This window comes from Bradyrhizobium sp. SZCCT0153, assembly GCF_018129995.1.
GTDB classification, from domain to species: Bacteria; Pseudomonadota; Alphaproteobacteria; order Rhizobiales; family Xanthobacteraceae; genus Bradyrhizobium; species Bradyrhizobium japonicum_G.
The window spans coordinates 375,197-390,095 of sequence record NZ_JAFCKS010000004.1; the positions used below are offsets into that span (position 1 = coordinate 375,197).

Below are 14,899 nucleotides of genomic sequence, written 5' to 3' on the forward strand. Positions count from 1 at the left end.
GCGCCGCTATAGCCGGTCCACTGCCTTGAACGTCCCGTCCTTCTGGATCACGGTCAGGAACACCTTCGGCGGCGTGTCGATCATGCCCACGCCGACGGTGACGATGCTGCCGCTGATGTCGAAGCGGCCGACATCGTTGATGGCGCGCAGCAGGCTCGCGCGCGTCGGTTGCGGTCCGGCCTGTTCCAGTGCCGCGGCCGCTAGGCGGCCGGAGAGGTAGCCTTCGAGCGACACGAAGTCCGGTGTCAGCGCCGGGTCGAACGCTTTCTGCGCCGCCTGGTAGTCGGCGACCAGCTTCAGCGAGCGGTCCCAGGGAAACGGCACGACCTGCGAGACGATGACGCCTTCGCCCTCGGGGCCGAGCTCCTGGGCGAGTGCGTTGGCGCCGACGAAGGAGATGTTGACGAAAGTCGGATGCGCGCCGCTGCGGTGAGCGAGCTTGATGAACTCCGCGCAGGGACCGTAGGTCCCGACCATGACGATCGCCTCCGGCTCGACGCGCTTGATCATGCGCCAGGCCGAGGTGACCGCGCGGGTGTTGCGCTCGAAGGTGCCTTCGGCGGCGAGCTCGAGGCCACGTTTGGCGAGCGCGCGCTTCACGCCGGACAGACCGTCGCGGCCGAAGGAATCGTCCTGGTAGAAGATCGCGATCCGGGTGAAGTGGAGATCCTCCGTGAGGTGCTTGACCCACGCCTCGGCTTCGGCGCCATAGCTCGCGCGGATATTGACCACGTTCGCAAGCTCGAGATCGCGCAAGAATTCGGCGCCGCTGAACGGACCGATGAAGGGCACCTTCCTGGGGCTGGTGATCGGAATTGTGGCCATTGCGGTCGGCGTGCCCACCGCACCGATCAGCGCGAACACCTTGTCGTCCTCGATCAGCCGCAGCGTCTGCGCAGCCGAGCGGTCGGGGTCGTAGCCGTCGTCGCGGCTGATGAGCTGGAGCTTGCGGCCGTGGACGCCGCCCTTGGCGTTGATCTCGGTGAACGCCGCGACGATGCCCTGCCGCATCCGCTGTCCGAGTGCGGAGGAGGGGCCTTCCAGGGCTGCGGCCTGGCCGAACAGGATCGCATCCTCGCTGACGCCGACCTCGTCGCCTCTCGCCGGCAGCATCGCCGCGGCCAGCCATGCGATGGTCAATGCGGCGTATGTCGCGGATCGCGATCGTGTCATGAGGAGCTGGCCGGATGCTGGAGACGTTGCGGAGACGATAGGTCTGGCGCGCTGAACAGGTCGCTAACCTGGGATGCGTCGAGAGGTCCGTAAGACTCCGGGGAAGACCGGCAGGATACTGTCAGACTGACGTAACTCGCAGGTCAATCGTTAACTAAGCCGCGTGATGCGGAACAGGCCGGTTACGAAATTGGGCAGTTCTTAACCGCGTTCCTTGTCCGATAGTGGTTCCGGCGGCTCAACCAGAAGTTCGAGTGGCCGTGCGATGGGGACTTGCGGATCAAGATGGGCGGTCGCGATCAGAACGATCAGGATCGGAGGCGTATGACCGGGTGGTGGCGTGCCGCGCCGCTGCTCGGGCTCTATCGCCCTGCGCTCGTCGCCGTCGGCGTCGGGCTTCTGTTCTCGATCGCGGGCGCGGCCGCCGTGGCGCGATGGGAACATCGTGTCAACAGGATCGAGTTCGAGAACGCGGCCGAGACCGAGGCCATCGTCATGCAGCACGGCATGGGCGAGTACATCTCCAGGCTCGTCGCCCTGCGCACGCTGTTCGAATCGACCAACGAGGAGATCACCCGCAGCGAATTCGAGACCTTCAGCGCCCGCCTGTTCGAGCGCCATCCCGGCATGCTGCGCATCGCCTGGGTGCCGCGCGTCAACCGCAAGGAGCGCGCCGAATACGAGGCCGCCGCGGTGACCGACGGCGTGTCCGGCTACCGCATCAAGTCGCTCCAGGGCGATGCGTTCGCGACCGCGCCGCAGAGCGATGAATATTTTCCGGTGTTCTACTCGACCCAGCCGAAGACGTCGCCGGTCTACGGCATGGACTACGCGAGCGTTCCGGAGCGCCGCGCGGCCCTCGAGCGCGCGCGCGATACCGACCGTGTCGTGGCCATTCGCACGCGCCTTTACGAGCCGAGGGAGGGCAGCCGGCAGCCCGACGTCCTCGTCGCCATTCCCGTCTACGCCAAGGGAACCTCGCGCGACACGTCGGTGGACCGGCGCCGCAATCTCGCCGGCTTCGTCGTCGGCGTCTTCGACCTGCCGCTGCTGATTCAGTCCATTCGCGTGACCACAGGCGCAAGCCCCGCGGTCAGCGTCAACGTCTATCCACCGTTCACGGGTCAGATCGTCAGCCTGGATGAAATGCTGCCGGATTATGCGTCGGCCGCGACGGCGCCGCAGTCGATGCGTGACGTCGCGCAGGCCCTGCACTGGTCGGGCAGCCTCAAGATCGGTGACACCGATTGGCAGGTGCGGGCGGTCCCGGCTTCCGGTGGTCCGCTGGAGACGACTTACGATCGCGCGGGCGCGGTGCTGATCGTCGGCATGCTGCTGACGCTGTCGCTGTCGACCTACCTCATGCTTGCAAGCCGCAATTCGCGGCGGCTGTCGCTGGCGAACCGGCGGGTGCTCGAGCTCGCCCATACCGACATCCTGACCGGACTGCCCAACCGCGCCTTCTTCCTCGCCCGGCTCGACGAGCTCAATGGCCGTCTGAACGACGGCGGTCCGGCCTTCTCGATCCTGATGCTCGACCTCGACCGCTTCAAGAACGTCAACGACTCGCTCGGTCACGGTGCCGGCGATGCGCTGCTGCGCCAGGTCGCGCAGCGGCTGAAATCCGCCATGCGCGCCAGCGACGTGCTGGCCCGGCTCGGCGGCGACGAATTCGCCATCATCCAGGAAGCTTGCGAGGACCAGCGCGTCTGCTCGACCGAGCTGGCGGGGCGGATCGCAAAGCTCGTCGCCGACCCGTTCCTCCTGCCCGGACACCGCGTCGAGATCGGTACCAGCATCGGCATTGCGATCGCGCCCGATCACGGCAGCGACCAGGAGCAGCTGTTGAAAAAGGCCGACCTTGCGCTCTACCGCTCGAAATCGGCCGGCCGCAACTGCTTCACCATCTACGACGAGGCGATGTCGGCCGAGCTCGAGGCGCGCAACGTGCTGGAAGGCGATTTGCGCGACGCCATCGCACGGTGCCAGCTGGAGGTGCACTACCAGCCGTTCATCGACGCGCTCAGCGGCGAGCGGCGCGGCTTCGAGGCGCTGGTGCGCTGGCGGCATCCGACGCGCGGATTGATTCCGCCGGACCAGTTCATCCCGCTTGCCGAGGAAACCGGACTGATCGTGCCGCTCGGCGAGTTCGTGCTGCGGCGCGCCTGCGCGGACGCAGCCGGGTGGCCCTCCGGCCTCGCGGTCGCCGTCAACCTGTCGCCGATCCAGTTCAAGGAGGCCGAGCTGTTCGAGATGATCAGCGCGGCGCTCGCCGATTCCGGGCTGCCGCCGCAGCGGCTGGAGATCGAGATCACCGAATCCGTCCTGCTGGAGCGCGGGGTCGAGAACCACGCCTTCATGGAGCGGCTGAAGAGCATCGGCATCGAGCTCGCGCTCGACGATTTCGGCACCGGCTATTCGTCGCTCAGCTATCTGACCGCGTTCCCGTTCGACAAGATCAAGATCGACAAGTCGTTCATCCGCAACCTCACGCATCAGCCGCGCAGCTCCGCCATCATCTCCTCGATCGTGACGCTGGCGCGCGGGCTCGACATGTCGGTCACCGCCGAGGGCGTCGAGACCCGCGAGGAGTACGAGCGGCTGAAGGCGCTCGGCGTCAATTTCGCACAGGGCTATCTGTTCGGCCGCCCGCAGCCGATCGAGCGGATCCTGTTCGACGCGCCGGTCAAAGCCTCACGGCGCGACGCCGCCTGAGCGCGGCGTACAAGCGTCCCGCTCAACGGGCATGCGCGAAAAACGCTTGACCCGGTCAGTCCCGGATGGTCGGAAGGATCGGCCAGGGATGAAACACACAATGCGGCTTCCGTTCTTCTACGGCTGGGTCGTGGTCGCGGTGACTTTCGTCACCATGGCCATCGGCGTGAACGCGCGCACCGCCTTTTCGTTGTTCTTCCCGCCCATCATCTCCGAATTCGGCTGGGAGCGCGGTGTCACCGCGGGTGCCTTCTCCTTCGGCTTCGTCGTCTCGGGCGTGGTCAGCCCGCTGATCGGCCGCCTGATGGACCGTGCCGGTCCGCGCGCGGTGATGGAGCTCGGCGTGGTCCTGATGGGGGGCGGGCTGCTGCTCGCGCCGCTCACCACCCAACCCTGGCATCTCTACGTCACCATCGGCGTCATGGTCGGCGCCGGCTCGGTGTGTCTCGGCTATTCCGGCCAGTCGCTGTTCCTGCCGAACTGGTTCATCCGCAAGCGTGGCTTTGCCATCGGCATTGCCTTCGCCGGCGTCGGCATCGGCTCGGTGACGCTGCTGCCGTGGGTGCAGCACATGATCGAAGGGACCGGCTGGCGCACCGCCTGCACCGCGATGGGCCTGCTCGTTCTCGTCGTGCTGGCCCCGGTCAACCTGTTCCTGCACAAGCGCCCCGAGGATATCGGCCTCCAGCCGGACGGCGATGCCGCGCCGGCCGCAGGGGCCGCAAAGCCAAGCTCCAACATCGTCGATCCCGTCTGGGTCGCCACCGAATGGACGCTCCGACGCGCCGTCGCGACCACGCGCTTCTGGTGGATCGCGCTCGGCTATTTCTGCGGCCTGTACATCTGGTACGCGGTCCAGGTGCACCAGACGAAATTCCTGCTCGACATCGGCTTCAGCGCTGGTGTCGCGGTGTGGGCGCTCGGCATCGTCAGCCTGCTCGGCATTCCCGGCCAGATCCTGCTCGGCCATGTCTCCGACCGGATCGGGCGGGAATGGGTGTGGGCGATCAGCTGTGCGGGCTTCGCGATCTCTTTCGCGGCGCTGATGGCGCTGAAATTCCAGCCGTCATTGTGGCTGGTCTACCTCATGGTGTTCACGCAAGGCGCGCTCGGCTACGGCCTCACCTCGATCATGGGCGCGGTGGTGTTCGAGATCTTTCAGGGCCGGCACCAGGGCAGCATTTTCGGCACGATCATGCTGGCGGCATTGGCCGGCGGCGCCGCCGGGCCGTGGATCACCGGCCTGCTTTACGATCGGGTCGGCGACTACACGCTCGCCTTCGGCATCGCGATCGTCGTGAGCGGATTGTCGGCGCTGTCGATCTGGCGGGCCGCGCCGCGCAAGGTGCGCGCCGTGGCCGGCCGCCAGCACAAGCTCCAGGGTGGAACCGGCGCCGAATAGGTTCCGTACACACTGACTTACCGTCCGGTTTTTCGCAGAACGTTAAGCATGTCGCGTCTTGCCGCGGCACGGAGGAATTGCAAAAACGTCTTGGACACCATCGCAGCGTTAGCGTTGGCCCCATTGCCGCCTCTCCCCGATGCCTCCGGGTCCAACGATGTCCGCCTCCGATTGTCCCATGACAGAAACTCCGGAAGTGCTGCTGGCTGCGCTCGAATGCGCCGATGATGGCATCCTCATCGTCGACAGCGCGCATCGCATCACGCATTTCAACGCCGGTGCCGAGCGAATCTGGAAACTCGCGCGCGCCGATGTGCTCGGCCGCGACGCCGAGCTTCTCGCGCTCAAATGCGTTCAGGCCGAACCGGTTGCGGAATTCCACGACGAGATCAGCCTCGTGCGCCGCGACGGCAGCCGCATCCGGGCGGCCATCTCGCTTTCATCAATTACCAGTGGTGGCGTGACCCATCACGTCGTGTTCGCACGCGACGTCACCGCGGAGGCCGAACGCCGCGTCAGAATCGGGCTTCTCCACGCCGTCTCCGACCAGACCAACCGCGCGGTGATGATCACCGACACCGAGCAGAACATCGTCTACGTCAATTCCGCATTCACGACGCTGTTCGGCTATACCAGCGAGGAAGCCGAGGGCCGCCGCGCAGGCGGGCTGATCGCCGGCCGCCACACCGATCGCAAGGCCGTCGCGAAGCTCGTCAAGCGCCTGATGCATGGCGGCCATCGCGGCGAGGTCGAGGCGCTCGCCTATGACAAGGACGGCGAGGAGATCTGGGTCTGCGCCCGCATCGACGCCTTCCGCGACGGGAAGGGCCGGGTCAAGCACATATTCGCATTGATCGAGGACATCACCGAGACCAAGCAGCTGCGCTCGCTTCAGCAGCTCATCATGAGTTCGCTTGCCGACGAGGTTCCGATCACCGATATCGCCGGCAGGCTGTGTCGCCGGGTCGAGGAGATCGCGCCCGACGTCGTCTGCTCGCTGCTTCACGTCGATGCCGCGGGCCTGCTCCATCCGCTCGGCGGCCCGAGCCTGCCCGAGGACTATTCCCGCGCACTGGACGGAATTGCCATCGGCCCCGACGTCGGCTCGTGCGGAACCGCGGCCTTTTACGGCGAGCCGGTTCTGGCGACCGATCTGGAGACCGACCCGCGCTGGCAGCCCTACAAGGCGATGCCGCTCGAATTGGGCTTGCGCGCCTGCTGGTCGACGCCGATCAAGGCCAAGGACGGGCGGGTCATCGCCACCTTCGCCTTCTACTTCCGTGAGCCGCGTGCGCCGAGCAACTGGCACCGGCGCATCGTCGAGGCCTGCGTCGACCTCGGCGCTTTTGCGATCGAACGCAAGGAGGCGCGCGCCGAGATCGCGCGGCTCGCCTATCACGACATCCTCACCGGCCTGCCGAACCGCGCGCAGCTGCGGAACCTGATCACCACCGCGATCGACGCCTGTCCGACCGGCAGCCATGTGGCGCTGGCCTTCCTCGACGTCGATCATTTCAAGGACGTCAACGACACGCTCGGTCACGCCGCCGGCGACGAATTGCTGATCCAGCTCGCGCAGCGCCTGCGCGAACAGATCGGGCCCGAGGACATGCTGGGGCGGCTCGGCGGCGACGAGTTCGTCATCCTGCTGCCGCAGCGCAACGCCGAGAGTGCGGAGCGCGTCGCGGCCGGGATCACCGACGCGCTGGCCGCGCCGCTGCGGCTCGGCTCCAGGCAGCTGCAGATGTCGGTGAGCATCGGCGTCAGCCTCTATCCCGATCATGCGACCGACATCGACACCCTGATGCAGCAGGCGGATGCGGCCATGTACATGGCCAAGCAGGCCGGACGTTCGACCCATCGCCTGTTCAGCGCCGAGATGAACGGACTCACCGAGCAGCGGCTGGCCCTGATCGGTGCGTTGCGCCGCGCCATCGCCGAGGGCGCGCTGACCCTCAGCTACCAGCCGCAGATACGCAGCAGCGACGGCGCGATCCACGGCGTCGAGGCGCTGGCGCGCTGGCACGACGCCGTGCTCGGCGACGTCTCGCCGGCCAAATTCATCCCGCTCGCCGAGGAGTGCGGCCTGATCGAGCAGATCGGCCTGTGGTCGGTGCGCGAAGCCTGCCGGCAGATGGCGATCTGGCGCCGCGCCGGGCTCAACATTCCCTGCGTGTCGGTGAACCTGTCGCCGATCAATTTCCGCAACGTCACGCTGGCCGCGCGGCTCAAGGACATCTTCGCCGAATACGATCTGCCGGCGGATGCGCTGATGCTCGAGATCACCGAAGGCGCGTTCATGCAGGACAGCGTCGCCGCGCTCGAGACGATGAACGCGATCCGCGAGCTCGGCGTCGGGCTTTCCGTGGACGATTTCGGCACCGGCTATTCGAGCCTCAGCCGGCTTGCGCATTTGCCGATCCGCGAGCTGAAGATCGACCGCAGCTTCATGCGCGACATCGAGAAGAATGCCGGCGCGCTCGCGATCGCCACCGCGGTGGTGCGGGTCGGACAGGGCCTCGGCATGACCGTCGTCGCCGAAGGCGTCGAGACCGAGGGCCAGCGCAGGACGCTGGCCGAGCTCGGCTGCGACGTCGTGCAGGGCTTTCTCTATGCACCCGCGCTCCCGCCGATCGCGTTCGAGCGCTGGCTGATCGAGCACTGCGCCGAGCAGGCGAGGGCGATGCTGGGGCGGCTTGATGTGGCGCAGGCAGCTGCGGTTGCGGTGAAGCGGTCGGCCTGATCGCCGAACGGTTCTTTAACTCACAAGCAACAAGTTCTCTTTATCTGTCCACCGGCCGAAGCTGCCCGGCAGCACTTTCGATGGAACCCATGCCTCACGTCCCCAAGCCGCTCGACAGGATCACACTTGCCGAGTTGCTCGGCGCACTGAGCCACGCGCTCGATCTCTCGGAGGGGCAGCCGGCCGGGCATTGCGTGCGGTGCAGCCGCATCGGAGTCATGATCGGCAGGGAAATCGGCCTCGGCGAAGACGAACTGGTCGAACTCTATTACGCGCTGCTGCTGAAGGATCTCGGCTGCAGCAGCAACGCTGCGCGCATCTGCGAGCTGTATCTGACCGATGATCTCTCCTTCAAACAGGACTTCAAGCTCATCGATGGCAGCCTGCCGCAGGCGCTGCGCTTCGTGCTGGGCCATACTGGGCTGAAGGCCGGCCTGGCCGAGCGGTTCCGCGCCATCGTCAACATCTTCCAGAACGGCGGCGAGATCGCCCGCGAACTGATCGAGACGCGCTGCCATCGCGGCGCCGACATTGCCCGCAAAATGCGCTTCTCCGAACCGGTGGCGGAGGGCATCAAGAATCTCGATGAGCATTGGGATGGTGGCGGCAAGCCCCTCGGCCTTCGTGAAACGGCGATCCCGATTTACTCGCGCCTAGCATTGTTGGCCCAGGTGGTCGATGTGTTCTACATCGCGAACGGCCCCGAGGCTGCGCTTCGTGAAGCCCGGAATCGATCGGGCAGCTGGTTCGATCCGCGGCTCGTGGCTGCGCTTGAGCGCCTCGCGGAGCAGCCTGGATTCTGGGACACGCTCGGCGCTGAGGACCGGCTCGAGGCCCTTCCGCTGCTGCCGCAGCAGGCGAGCGTGCCGGTCGACGAGGACTATCTGGATGACATCGCGGCCGCTTTCGCCCAGGTGGTCGATTCGAAGAGTCCCTACACCAGTGGTCACAGCGAGCGCGTCACGCTTTTCACTGACATGATTGCGGAGCAGCTGGAGTTCAGCGACGAGCGGCGACGCTGGCTCAAGCGTGCCGCGCTGCTGCACGACATCGGCAAGCTCGGCGTCAGCAATGCAATCCTCGACAAGCCGGGCAAGCTCGACGATTCCGAATGGGAGGTCATGCGCATGCATTCCGCCCATTCGGAAGCAATCCTGTCGCGCATCAGTGCGTTCAGCGAGCTCGCACCGATCGCCGGCGCGCACCACGAGCGGCTGGACGGCAAAGGCTATCCGAGCGGCCTTTCGGCAGACCAGATCTGCCTGGAAACCCGGATCATCACCACCGCGGATATCTTCGATGCGCTGACCGCGGACCGGCCGTATCGCGCTGCGATGCCGGTCACGAAAGCTCTCGCCATCATGTCGGCGATGGTCGGCACCCAGCTCGACCCGGACTGCTTTGCGGCTCTTCGCCGGGCCCTCGGACGGGTCGACGAGACGCTGGCGGCCTAGCGAGCGTTTCGACGCTATCATCTCGCTTGCGCCGTCTGGTGAGATGACACGGGCAACGCGCATTATTTTCGCGGATCGGAACCTCGGGCTTTTCCCCACGTTGTCGGCCGTTCAACGCAAAACCCGGCACGACCATGAAGAAGATCGCCGCCATCGCAGTCATGCTACTGCTCCCTGCGTTGCCGGCTGCTGCCGGCGCCGAAGGCTGGACCAGCTATCGCATTCCCGAGAGTGGCACCAGCGTCGACATTCCCTCGTCCATCTTCACCGAGGAAGCGGCGCGGCCCGACGGATATGGCATGCAGTACCGGACCGGCGACGGCCGCGCGGACCTCACGGTGCAGGCCGTTCCGAACGACGGCAGCTCGCCGGCCGTTTTCCTGGCCCGCAAGAATCCGCCGTCCGGCATCATCTACAAGCGCATCACCCCGCGCTTCTTCGTGGTCTCCAGCATCCGGCGCGGCAAGATCTGGTACAATCGCTGCAACTTCGCACCCCGCTACGTGCATTGTGTTCTGATCAATTATCCGGCCGCGGAGAAGCGGCAGTGGGATGCGATCGTGACCCGTGTCAGCCGCACGCTGAGCGGCGGTTGATCGCTACGACGAAAAACTGCCCGCGGCTTGCGGGCAGCAGTCTCGCGGGGATGGTTCAGCGGACGTCCGTCGAGGTCGTCGACATGGTCGGCTTGGAGCCCGGCTCGTGCGACATGGTCTTGGTGGTCGACCCGACCTCCTCGCCCGCCTTCACTTTCGTACGCGTGTGGGAGCGGCTGAACGTGCCGCCCTCATGCGCCTGCGCCCGCGCATTGGAGTTGAGCACCGGACCGTTGCCCTTGTTCATGCTGGTGCCGGACTGCGCCTTGCCGCTGGCGGAAGCGGCACTGCCTCCCGCAGCAATCGACGAACCGGTCTGTCCGGAGCTCGAAGTCGAGGTGCCACCGGTGCCGAGAGTCGTGGCCGAGGTGCCGCCGGCGGCGGCCGAACCGCCGCTGCCGCCGGTCATGCTGGTCTGCGCGAAGAGCGGAGAGGCGCCGGCGAGCAGAAGTGCGACCGCCGAAGTCGCGATCAATGTCCTCATTGTCGAATCCTTTCCTATGGTGACGATGTCGAGATCGTGCAGCCGTTGACTGTGACGGTGCTCGCGCTGGTCGAACCGGGGCCGCCGGCCGTCGAGGACGAGCTCGACACGCTGCCGCCGCCGGCCTGGACGTGCACCGACGATCCGCCGGCCGAGCTCGAGCTCGACAGCGAGCCGCTGGATGCGGTCGAGCCGGTTGTCCCTGAGCCCGATGAGCCGAGTGCGGTGACGCTGCCGTCGGGATGTTTCTCGACCGTGACCCGGCAGGTCTCGCCTGAGGCGGTCTTGCCGGTCTTCTGCATGGTTTCCGCCGCAGCGGCGCTGCCCATCATAGTCAACGCTGCGATCGCAACGATTGATCGGTGCATGCGAGTCCTCCTTCAACAAGGGCGAAGGAGCGGCATTGCTGCCGCTCCGCCGACCAGGATGTCAGTCCTTGTCCTTCTTCATCTCGTCCTTGTGGTGGCCCTTGCCCTTCTCCATGCCCATGTCACTGGCATGTCCCGCGGACGAGCCGGCCGTTCCCACGGTCGAGCCGCTCTTGCCACCGCCCGCCGACGAGCCGCCGGTGCCGACGGTCGATGCGGAGTTGGAGCCGGAGCCTGCCGCGGAGCCGCCCGTGCCGACCGACGAACTGCTGGTGCCGCCGCCGGCCGACGAGCCGCCGGTGCCAAGCGTCGATGCCGAGCCCGAGCCGCTGCCCGAACCAGCCGACGAGCCGCCTGTGCCGACGGTCGAACTGCTGGTGCCGCCGCCGGCTGACGAGCCGCCTGTGCCGACGGTCGAACTCGACTGCGCCATGGCGAGCGCGGTACCGGCCAGCAGCGCAACTGCGGCCGCAGACAATTTCAGAATCCTCATCACTGTCTCCTCCGATTATCAAGTTGCCAAACAAGGCGCGGGATAAAGTGGCAGGACGCTGAAACGTTCCTTTGGCAGGCATGGTGATGTGGACATGCGCAGCACGATCGCGCGCAGAAATTATCAGGGCTGTCTCAGGAACAAATCAAGGTATTCTCAAAGCTTTCCATCGGATCCGCGTCATGATTGCGCGATCGAACCTATTGAAGCAGAAAGCTCATCAGATGTTGCGATATCGCGCCTGGTACACGACGGGATCCGCGGCCCTCATGCTCGCGCTCGTCATGGGCACTCTGGTCAACGGTCTTACGGCGTTTTTTGTCGCGATCGAGGCCGCCGAAGGTTGGGGCCGATCTGAAATAGCCGCGATCAACAGCTTCGGACTTCTCGGCATAGCGGCCGGAAGCGTCGTCATGGGGTTCGTCTCCGATCGTCTCGGCATCAGGCCGATATGTCTGATCGCAGTCACCGTCATGGGCGCTTGCCTGCTCTTGACGGCCTATGCGCATGCGCCCTGGCAACTCTATGTCATCTTCTTTCTCGCCGGGGCACTGAGTGGAGGCGCGCTCTTCGCTCCGATTTTCGCGACGGTTGGAAACTGGTTCCCGACCTCGGCGGGCCTCGCAATCGGTATCGCCGCCGCAGGGCAAGCCGTTGGTCAAGGTGGCGTCCCCTTCCTCTCTGCGTATCTGATAGAGCGCTTCGGCTGGCGCGGCGCGATGATCGCCTTGGGAACGGCCGTTCTCGTGACGCTTCTGCCTTTGGCTGCATTCATGCGCGACGCGCCCGCGCCCGCTTTTGGAAGCGGCGCAGCGTATGTTCCCCCGATTCGGTCGACCGTCGCCGTTCCCATCCTCAGCGTGGCAGTCTTCCTTTGCTGCTCCTGTATGGCGGTGCCGCTCATGCACTTGATGCCTCTGATTCAAGGCCTCTGCATTCCCGCGACCGACGCCGGCGGCGTGATGCTTGCCATGCTTCTTGCCGCAATTGCCGGGCGGATCGCATATGGCAAGCTGTGCGACATGATCGGTCCGCTTTCATCGTGGGCGGTGGCGTCGGCGCTCCAGACGGCTGGAGTCCTGGCATTCACGCAATTCGTATCCTTTCGCGGGTTCTTGATTTTTTCCATTGTGTACGGGTTCGCTTACGCCGGTGTCATGACAAGCGTGCTGGTCTCTGCACGGGCTCTAACGCCGCCGGCGCGCCGTGGAGCCCTGATGGGAATCATTCTCGCGTTCGCCTGGATCGGTCATGCATTCGGTGGCTATCAAGGCGCTGCGATCTTTGACCTGACGGGAAGCTATACGACGGCTTTCGCGATCGGCTCTGCCGCCGGCCTTTTGAACCTGGCTCTTGTGATGACGCTGCTGGTGCTCTCGCATCGCGGGCGTCTGCCGGCAACTGCAGAAGTGTTGACCTGAACTGCAGCCGCTTCACTCCGACGCCAATCCCGTCCTGCGCCGCAAATCCGTGATCGCGCGCAGAAAGCTGTCGGCCGGCGTCGTCTCCGGATCGATCAGGCGGTGCAGGCGAAAGCCGTCTTCCAGCGCGAGCACGACCGAGGCCATCCAGGGCGGGTCCAGCGTGTCGCCTCTTGCGCTGCTCTTCAACGTGGCCTCGACGATGTCGGCAACCAGCTTGCGCCGCGCGCGCAGGCGCTTGGCCAGCTCCGGGCGGCGCTTCTCGGCGCGGGCGACGAACAGGATCATCTCCATGTGCAGCAGCGGCGAGCGGCCGAGCGGATCCTGCTTGCCGCGATCCATCGCCTTCAAAGCCGCGATGAAGTCGTCGAGATTGCCGTGCCGCGCGAGGATGTCCATGTTGCGCCGGATCGACTGCTCGACATGGTCCTCGAGCATGGCGATGATCAGCTCGTCCTTGCTCGTGAAGTTCGAATAGAACGCGCCGCGGGTGAAGCCGGCCGCCGCCGCAATCGCCTCGATGCTGGCGCTGCCGATGCCGTCCGCCTCGAACACGCGGGCGGCTGCCTCGAACAGTCTGTCGCGCGTATCGTCCCTGGTTGGCCTGGTTCTCACCCTTGACATCGGGGCAGCTTAAGGCAGAATGCAACTCGATACAAGAATGTATCGGATTGATAATTGAGTTCAAGGGATGGTTACGCCGTGCACTTGGGCAGCCGGCGTATCGTGTCATGCGGCAACCGACGTGAGGTCACCATGAACGAGCAATTGCAATCCGCCGCCGGCGATCCCCTGTTCAACCCGCTGTCGCCGGACTTCATCCGCAATCCCTATCCACACTTTGACCGGCTGCGCACCACCGATCCGATGCATGTGACGCCGTTCGGCGCCTTCGTCGCCAGCCGCCATGCCGAGGTCAGTCTCGTGCTGCGCGACAAGCGATTTGGAAAGGACTATGCCGACCGCAGCAAACGGCGCTACGGCGATGATATTCTGGCGCAGCCGATTTTCCGCAACATGTCCCACACCATGCTGCAGGCAGATCCGCCCGATCACACGCGCCTGCGGGGTCTCGTGGTCAAGGCCTTTACTGCGCGACGAGTTGAGGACATGCGGCCGCGAATCCAGGAAGTGGTCGACCAGACGCTCGACGCGATATGTGATCGCGGCCAGATGGACCTGATCAAGGATTTCGCTTACCGCCTGCCGGTCACGATTATCTGCGACATGCTCGGCATCCCGCAGGACCATCGTGAGATGTTCCACACCGGATCGAGTGAAGGTGTGCGGATCCTCGAGCCGTCGCCGATGACGCCGGACGAGATCAAGCAAGGCAATGCCCGCATCCAGATGGCGCTGATGTATTTCCAGCAATTGTTCGATCTGCGCCGCCGTGATCCCGGCGACGACCTCATCACCCAGCTGGTGCAGGCGGAGGAGGATGGTAACAAGCTTACGAACGAGGAGCTGACCGCCAACATCATGCTGCTGTTCGTCGCTGGCCACGAGACCACCGTCAATCTGATTGGCAACGGCCTGCTGGCACTCCATCGCAATCCAGACCAGCTCGGGTTGCTGAAGGCGCAGCCCGACCTCATCACCAATGCGATCGAGGAATTCCTGCGCTACGATTCCTCGGTGCAGATGACCGGCCGCGTCGCACTGGAGGAGATTGATGATCTCGGCGGTAAGCGGATCCCCAAGGGCGAGTCGGTGCTCTGCCTGCTGGGCTCGGCCAACCGCGATCCGGCGGTCTATCCCGACCGGCCCGACCGGCTGGACGTCACCCGCCAGAATGTGAGGCCGTTGTCGTTCGGGGGCGGTATCCATTTCTGCCTCGGGGCCCAATTGGCGCGCATCGAGGCCGAGATCGCCATCGCGACGCTGTTGCGCCGGCTGCCGGACCTGCGCATCGACGACGTCGAAAACCCGGAATGGCGGCCCACCTTCGTGCTGCGCGGCCTGAAGCGGCTGCCGGCGAGCTGGTGACGGCCGCCAGCGTTAACCTCCGCGCGCAACGGTCGCTGTGACTTCGCCACACTTCCCTCTA

At 65.4% G+C, this 14,899-nt stretch carries 12 protein-coding genes; 7 read left to right on the plus strand and 5 right to left on the minus strand.

Annotated features, from left to right (window positions below; all coding sequences use genetic code 11):
- Window positions 1–6: 6 nt before the first annotated feature.
- On the minus strand, window positions 7–1,173 hold the full coding sequence (locus JQ572_RS20180; protein WP_211384563.1) for an ABC transporter substrate-binding protein: 1,167 nt from the start codon (window positions 1,171–1,173) through the stop codon (window positions 7–9).
- Between the two features lie 324 nt (window positions 1,174–1,497).
- Here JQ572_RS20180 and JQ572_RS20185 point away from each other — a divergent pair, with 324 nt between their 5' ends.
- The 5 genes from JQ572_RS20185 (at window position 1,498) to JQ572_RS20205 (ending at window position 10,083) form a co-directional block, all read left to right on the plus strand.
- Complete coding sequence (locus JQ572_RS20185) at window positions 1,498–3,888, plus strand: bifunctional diguanylate cyclase/phosphodiesterase (protein WP_249129132.1); 2,391 nt, start codon at window positions 1,498–1,500, stop codon at window positions 3,886–3,888.
- A 100-nt stretch (window positions 3,889–3,988) separates the two neighbouring features.
- Window positions 3,989–5,290: an MFS transporter gene (locus JQ572_RS20190; protein ID WP_211384809.1), complete on the plus strand. Its 1,302-nt coding sequence runs from the start codon at window positions 3,989–3,991 to the stop codon at window positions 5,288–5,290.
- 157 nt (window positions 5,291–5,447) lie between these two features.
- The gene (locus tag JQ572_RS20195) at window positions 5,448–8,033 is read left to right on the plus strand and encodes an EAL domain-containing protein (protein ID WP_211384564.1); all 2,586 of its coding nucleotides are present in this window, start codon (window positions 5,448–5,450) and stop codon (window positions 8,031–8,033) included.
- Between the two features lie 80 nt (window positions 8,034–8,113).
- A complete protein-coding gene (locus JQ572_RS20200) occupies window positions 8,114–9,487 on the plus strand; it encodes an HD-GYP domain-containing protein (RefSeq protein ID WP_211384565.1) in 1,374 nt (457 codons plus the stop codon).
- 134 nt (window positions 9,488–9,621) lie between these two features.
- A complete protein-coding gene (locus JQ572_RS20205) occupies window positions 9,622–10,083 on the plus strand; it encodes a hypothetical protein (RefSeq protein WP_211384566.1) in 462 nt (153 codons plus the stop codon).
- A gap of 55 nt (window positions 10,084–10,138) precedes the next feature.
- Here the strand turns inward: JQ572_RS20205 and JQ572_RS20210 are convergent, their stop codons facing one another.
- The 3 genes from JQ572_RS20210 to JQ572_RS20220 form a co-directional block, all read right to left on the minus strand.
- Window positions 10,139–10,567, minus strand: coding sequence for a hypothetical protein (locus JQ572_RS20210; protein WP_211384567.1), 429 nt, complete (start codon window positions 10,565–10,567; stop codon window positions 10,139–10,141).
- Between the two features lie 14 nt (window positions 10,568–10,581).
- Entirely contained in the window at window positions 10,582–10,935 is a 354-nt protein-coding gene (locus tag JQ572_RS20215) for a hypothetical protein (protein WP_211384568.1), read from the minus strand.
- A 61-nt stretch (window positions 10,936–10,996) separates the two neighbouring features.
- A complete protein-coding gene (locus JQ572_RS20220; protein ID WP_211384569.1) occupies window positions 10,997–11,428 on the minus strand; it encodes a hypothetical protein in 432 nt (143 codons plus the stop codon).
- A 182-nt stretch (window positions 11,429–11,610) separates the two neighbouring features.
- Here JQ572_RS20220 and JQ572_RS20225 point away from each other — a divergent pair, with 182 nt between their 5' ends.
- Window positions 11,611–12,849, plus strand: a complete 1,239-nt coding sequence (locus JQ572_RS20225) for an MFS transporter (RefSeq protein ID WP_249129133.1) — start codon at window positions 11,611–11,613, stop codon at window positions 12,847–12,849.
- A gap of 12 nt (window positions 12,850–12,861) precedes the next feature.
- Here JQ572_RS20225 and JQ572_RS20230 read toward each other — a convergent pair whose 3' ends face one another.
- Complete coding sequence (locus tag JQ572_RS20230) at window positions 12,862–13,473, minus strand: TetR/AcrR family transcriptional regulator (RefSeq protein ID WP_211384570.1); 612 nt, start codon at window positions 13,471–13,473, stop codon at window positions 12,862–12,864.
- A gap of 132 nt (window positions 13,474–13,605) precedes the next feature.
- Here JQ572_RS20230 and JQ572_RS20235 point away from each other — a divergent pair, with 132 nt between their 5' ends.
- Entirely contained in the window at window positions 13,606–14,838 is a 1,233-nt protein-coding gene (locus tag JQ572_RS20235) for a cytochrome P450 (protein WP_211384571.1), read from the plus strand.
- Window positions 14,839–14,899: the final 61 nt, after the last annotated feature.